At 66.5% G+C, this 6,096-nt stretch carries 5 protein-coding genes and 1 pseudogene; all 6 read right to left on the bottom strand.

Annotation, left to right across the window (positions count from 1 at the left end):
• Nucleotides 1-564: 564 nt before the first annotated feature.
• Nucleotides 565-2,226 carry a M28 family metallopeptidase gene (locus tag ACFYPS_RS36710; RefSeq protein WP_387331069.1) on the bottom strand — a complete coding sequence of 554 codons (1,662 nt, stop codon included), beginning with the start codon at nt 2,224-2,226 and terminating at the stop codon, nt 565-567.
• 453 nt (nt 2,227-2,679) lie between these two features.
• A complete protein-coding gene (locus tag ACFYPS_RS36705) occupies nt 2,680-2,898 on the bottom strand; it encodes a hypothetical protein (RefSeq protein WP_354968572.1) in 219 nt (72 codons plus the stop codon).
• 6 nt (nt 2,899-2,904) lie between these two features.
• Complete coding sequence (locus ACFYPS_RS36700; protein ID WP_387331066.1) at nt 2,905-3,045, bottom strand: hypothetical protein; 141 nt, start codon at nt 3,043-3,045, stop codon at nt 2,905-2,907.
• 336 nt (nt 3,046-3,381) lie between these two features.
• The gene (locus ACFYPS_RS36695; RefSeq protein ID WP_387331063.1) at nt 3,382-3,513 is read right to left on the bottom strand and encodes a hypothetical protein; all 132 of its coding nucleotides are present in this window, start codon (nt 3,511-3,513) and stop codon (nt 3,382-3,384) included.
• A gap of 909 nt (nt 3,514-4,422) precedes the next feature.
• Nucleotides 4,423-4,635 (bottom strand): annotated as a pseudogene (locus tag ACFYPS_RS36690) (IS3 family transposase); the annotation flags it as partial.
• A gap of 52 nt (nt 4,636-4,687) precedes the next feature.
• A complete protein-coding gene (locus tag ACFYPS_RS36685; RefSeq protein WP_387331060.1) occupies nt 4,688-5,770 on the bottom strand; it encodes an IS110 family transposase in 1,083 nt (360 codons plus the stop codon).
• Nucleotides 5,771-6,096: the final 326 nt, after the last annotated feature.

Below are 6,096 nucleotides of genomic sequence, written 5' to 3'. Positions count from 1 at the left end.
TCGATGGCTCCACGCCCACATCCAGCGCTGTCCGCTATGGACGCAATGCCCGTGTCATCCGCAACCCGCTGCACGGCCTTGTTGAGATCACCTCAGTACGCCGGAGGCCTACTAAGCCAAAGCTGGCCCTATGTTTACGCCATCCCTTTCCAAGGTGAGCCCCGATGCGTAAACGTGAGACCGGCCCACATTGCGATGCCGACTTGTCAGACGGGGCGGCAATCCCCACGACGACCGTGGCCTGTTCTGGCGGTGTGCCGAATGCTGTGGCTGCTGGCATCGCTGGTCCGAAGGCGACGCGCGCCGCGCTAACAGAGCGCCACTTTCGATGCAGAGGGATCGTGCCCAGATGATCTTCACCCTGAAGCACTGGAGAGACGGGTTACCTAGAGAGCTACTTCGGTCGTGGTCACCCGGCAATACTTCCGTAACCACGCGCGTGCTACCGCGCAATCGGCTCGTGCCCGCATCTGCGGCGCGGCACCTGCATGAGCGTCGCGCGATTCTCAGCAGAGCGCGACGCTGCCCCGGCGTGGACGCCGGGGCAGCGATCTATCGAGCCGCTCAGCGGTCGCCGATGCGCTCGTGGCCCTGGTGCTTGAACTGGTAGCTGCGCTCGGCCTTCTTGGCGTTCACCGCGATCGTTTCCGACGGCAAGGCGTTCTTGACGCGCGCGAAGTACCAGACGGCGTGCACGAGTGTGTTTTTGAACTGCTCCAGCGAGCGCAGTGCGTTGCCGTTGAGGCTGTCTGCCTGTTGCTGCGCGAGCACCGGGTTCGTGGAGTACGTCTCCATCGTCGAGGCCGGCGGCTGCCCCGTGACCGTCGAGTACGTATCGCAGTCCTCGTGGTAGCAGGGGTCGAGCTGCTCGCCCAAGACGCCACCGTACTTGGCGACCTGCTCAGCGGTCTTGTGCGCCTCGGCGCCGGCGAACACACCACCCGCAGGAATGCCGCGGTTGATGAAGCCGACGTAGTCCGAGCGGCCGTCGAACGGAATCGTCTCGCTGGCCATCCCGCGCTCGGACCAGTAGTCGGTGAGCACCCGCTCGATCACGCCGGAGCCCGCGGGCCCGGCGAGCTCAGACCCAAACGTCGAGCCGTCGCCGTCGTAGACGAGCCGCGCGAAGTTCGGCGAGGCAATCATGTCGGTGTCGAGCATCATGTCCGTACGCGCGACCTCGGCATCGGAGAGGTGGGCGGCGTAGTACTGCGAGCCGACCAGGCCGTCCTCCTCGCCGCCGAACCACAGGAAGCGGATCTTGTTACGCGGCGGTGTGCCCGCCTTGGCGAGCTGCTCGGCGAGCTCGAGCTGGAACGCCGTGCCCGAACCGTCGTCGTTGACGCCTGGACCCGCCGGCACCGAATCCAGATGCGCGCCGAGCAGCACCATGTGGTTCGCGTCACCGCGCTTGGTCTCGGCAACCACGTTCGGATACAGCTTCTCCTCGTCGACACCGTTGGTCGTGAGGTTGACGGTCGGGTTCTGGCCCGCCTCGTACGCGTTGTAGAGCTCCTGACCGACGGCGAAGCTCGACAACACCGCAGGCAGCGGGTACCCAGACGAGGCCGAGCGGAACAGCGCGTTGCGGCGACCCGCTGTGTCGCCCTCGTTGAAGAGGATCACCCCGACGGCGCCCGCCTCCACGGCGTTGTCCAGCTTCTGGGTGAACCCGCACGTGCCGCGCTGGATCAGCGACACCGAGCCGTTCGTCGCCGCCGGAAAGTCCGACATCTCACAGCCCGACGTGGTCCCGCCCGGGCTCGGGATCACGATGTCGTCCGTCGGGACGACCTTGACGTTCGTCAGCGACGTGGTCGGCGAGTGCTCGAAAGCGATGAAGTCGACCGACGGCGAGTCGTCGTCCGCGGCGCTACCGGCGACATAGGACTTGCTCGTCGGGGAGACCTGCTGCAACACGGGCGCCGCGGTCTCACGCCACTCCGGCATGTTGAACATCTCATAGCGGACGTCGTAGCCGGCCTTCTCCAGCGTGGCCTTCACGTAGGCCGCCGACGCGGTGTAGCCCGGCGTGCGCGTGTAGCGCGTGCCGCCGTTGAGGTCGGCGATGTTCTGCAGCGCCTGCTGATGTTCGGTGATGCCCTCCACGGTCACCAGCTGCTCTAGCCGGGTCGAATCAACGTCCGGCGGTGCTGCAACCGCCGGCGGCGCGCCAATGAACGCAACGATGATGGCGGCCGTAGCCGCCAGACGCACTCGATGCATCTCCTCCTCCTGACTCTTGCCTCCTGACGCTTGCCTCCTGACTCTTGCCTCCTAACTCTTGGGCAGCAACCCCCTGTTGGCCACAACCCTCGACTACCTGTCGTCTCTCCCATGTGGCGGTCACCGGGAGGCTGCACTCATCGAAACCAATGGCCCGGTTCTTCGCCCAACACATCTTCGGCGCCAGCCGCAACGCCAATATCGCCGCCGCCCCGGCCCGCACCCACGTCGAGATCCACGTCGGCCAGGACCAGTACCTCGACCTGGAGAACGAGGCGTTCGCGGCCCTCACCCGCGACGGAAGAAGATGCGCCGTTGGACCGAGGCCGTATCCGCCGCTGCGGTCCACCGGCCCCTGGCTGCTCACGGTCTGGGCAGGTGTCCCAGGTTTGCGAGGTGGCCGCGGTAGTCGTCGAGCAGTGCCGCGTCGACGGGTGGGCAGGCGATGCCTGCTCAGGCGAGGGCGATCGCCGGCAGGTCCCTGTGTAGTCGCGGCGCCCATTCCCACCGGCTGGCGGGCAGCAGGCTGGCGCGAGCGACGGCCGGGCCCGCCCACTCGCAAGGTGGGCGGCCCCGGCCGCGCGGCTCGCCCAGCGTCAGCTGGCGCAGCTTCCCGGCCGGGCTCTCGACGCTGCCGTCCGGGGCGTCGCCCGACGGTGATCGCGTGGGCACCGCAGGTCAGTCGTGGCGGTGACGCACGATGTAATCGATGTAGCGGATCGTGTCCTCGCGGCCGTCCTCGTTGATCGAGTCCCACAGGTCCGCCAGCCAGTAGAGAGAGCCCGACAGCCGAGACCGCAAGCGGGTCACGGTGTTCATAACGCCGGTGGGCCGGTATGACGCTCACCCGCGTCGGCCTCAGCATGCCCGATCGTTCCGCAACGCCTCGTGATGCACGCCGAGCTGCTCGGTCAGGCGCCGGATGACCGACTTCGGGTCCGACGCGCGGTACAAGCGCACAGAGCGCTGGCGTAGCTCGTCGGGGTAATCGTTCGGTACTGCCACGGACGACTTCCTCCCGCGGCCATCAGGCCATGATCAAAAAGCTCCATGAAAGCGGGGGCGGCCCACTTCCAAGCCTGTTAGCCGTCACCGAAGGTGACGGCTAACAAACCTGGTGCGGTGCCGGTGCCGGAGTGTCGACGATCTGGCAGGTCAGGTGACCCCGACGTTCAGGTAGAAGTGGCCGATCTTGAGCGAAAGCGAGGCGCCTCCGAAGTGGTGAATGAGCAGCGCCAACAGGATGACGATCAAGATGCAAACGACGAGCCAAATCAGGAACCACACGAACCCTGGGATCCCGTAGCGACCGACGCGAGCCATTAGGCTCGCCCCCTCGCGGTTGGCGCTGCAGCACACACCGCCACGCATGGGCGTGTCGGCTGTCGGTAACTGCGCCCGACGCTAGCGGACGTCTCCATACAGCCTCCTTCATTGAGGTGTCGCGAAATTTCCCTACCGAAGCGCGCGTCAAACCGGGGAGGGAGGAGCCCGCTTCAGGATGCCGCCGGGGCCGCGTTGTTGACCCTCGGCTCCCATAGCAACGGGCACGCAACGGGCACGACCTTGGCCTCGTCCGGTGGGGCTGCTGATTTCCGAGGAGGGTTGAGGTTCGGGGGGAGTTCCCCTCGTGGTCCCGGTGGTCCCAGCGTGGCCGCCGGCCCGGCGGATTCCGGCTGGAGGTCGCCAGCAGGCCGGGGCCGAGCCGGCGCGCCCGCTTTGCGGGCAGCCGTGACGAAGCGAAGAGCTCGGCAGGGAACAGGGCTGGCCCGTGGCTCGACCGCGGTCAAAGGAGAGCTTCCGGACGGCGCACTTGACCGGCATGGTCCCCAGGAAGCCAGCAAGGCCGGCCCGATGTTCGGACCAGCCCTCTGACCTGCTGATTCATCCTGTCGGGACGGCCGGATTTGAACCGACGACCCCTTGACCCCCAGGCAACGATCAGGACCCGTCAACCTGCCCCAACGTTCGTCTTAGGCTGGCGTCCGCGTCCTTCGTCGTCCACCAGCGTCCAGGCGTGTACGCCCGGATCGTCACTCAGTTAGTCACTCAGGCGAGCGTTCCCACGCTGCTGCCGGGCACTGGCTGGTAGGCATCGTGCTCGGCGTAATAGATGACAGCTCCAACGGCCTCCAACGCTGTCGGTTGTCGTCCGTCACGCCAAAGTGTCAAGCCCCGGGTTTGATGGAGAGTTGGTTAGCTGGTTTTCAGGGCTGCGGTGACCGGCTGGGTCATCGCGTGTAGGGCCTCGTGTTCGGTGGGCGGGATGTGCCCGAGCTCGCCGTGCAGGCGGCGGTTGTTGTACCAGTCGATGTACTCGACGGTGGCCATCTCCAGGTCGTCGAGCCCGCGCCACGGACCTCGGTTGCGCACGAGTTCGGCCTTGTAGAGCGAGTTGAACGCCTCGGCCATGTATAGGGAGTTGAACGCCTCGGCCATCGCGTTGACGCTCCTATATTTGTCAATTTGCTGGAGTGGTCGTCGTTGCGAGGCTGCGTAGAGGTTTGAGCAGGGCCCAGATCTCGCGGGCGAGGTGCCGTTTTAGGCAGCGGATGATCTCGGCTTTGGTCTTGCCTTCGGTGGTGCGTCGGGCGACGTAGGCGCGGGTGGGTTCGTGGTGTTGCATGCGGACGATGACGGCTCGGTAGAGAGCGGCGTTGGCCTGGCGGTGGCCACCGCGGTTGAGTCGGTGCCGGTTGGTCATGCCGGAGGATGCGGGGATCGGTGCGACGCCGCAGAGTCGCGCCCAGGCCGGTTCGGAGCGGACCCGGTCGATGTTGTCGCCGGCGACGATGAGCATTTCCGCGGCGGTGTCTGCGCCGACGCCGAACGCGTCGACCAACTGTGGGACGAGTTGGCTGGTGAGCTCGCTGAGCAGGGCCTCATGGGTCTTGATTTCGTCGTTGAGCAGTTGCCATCGACGCGCGATCGAGCGCAGTGTGTGTTTGGTTGCGGCGCCCACGGTGGTGACCGGGCCGGGGCGCAGTCCTGCGCAGCGGTCGATCAGGGCCATTTTCGTCAGCGGTTGCAGCTGTTCGCGTAGGTCGGGACCGGCGGTCACGAGGACCGCTTTGAGGGTGATCATCGCGGCAGTGCGGGCTTTGACGGCGACGTTTTTGGCGACCTTGATCTGGCGGATCATCTCGACCACACCGTCGTTGGTCTTCGGGACGCTGGTGGCGTTACCGGCCAGCACCGAGCGGGCGGCGTTCTCCGCGTCCAGGGTGTCGCTTTTGCCGCGCAGCCGGCGGTCGCGGCGGTCGGTGCGCAGGACCTCGATCACGCCCAGGCCACGGCGGCGGACGGCGGAGGTCAGACCGGCACCGTAGGAACCGGTGCCTTCGATCGCGAAGATCAGCTGCCGGGCGCCGAACGAGGCCGCCCAGTCAAGCAGCTGTTCGTATCCGCTCTTATCAGCCGGGAACGAGCGGGTCTCCAGGCGGCCACCGATGTCATCGAGGGCCACGGCGACGTGAACGTACTTGTGGGTGTCGACGCCGATGACGACTCGACGCCTGCGCGGATCGGGGTTCATGCTCGACATTGCGGCTCCAGCTCAGACCAGGGGCGGGGGTGCGCGACGCTGGCCGGCCGGGTGGACGGGACTGTGACGGGACCTGTTGCGATCAGGCTCCTATAAGGTCACGCCCGTCCGGCCAGCACCACAGGGTGCTGCACCGCCAGGCGGACGACAGATCAACAGCTAGGACACCCGAACTGCGGGGTCAGTCGTAAGCAAGAGTCAGGCCGCCTGACGGCGTCTCAAAGTCTCACAGTCGTACGAGTCGCCCTTGGAGCCGACCGAGGCGACAGCGCCGGCCTCGGCGAGCCGCTGGCTGTAGCGAATCGCTCGATACTGGACTCCCCTGT

It is taken from the genome of Micromonospora sp. NPDC005087, assembly GCF_042872965.1.
GTDB lineage: Bacteria > Actinomycetota > Actinomycetes > Mycobacteriales > Micromonosporaceae > Micromonospora.
Note: the sequence above shows the minus strand (reverse complement) of the source record. Positions and strands in the feature narration are given on the sequence as shown.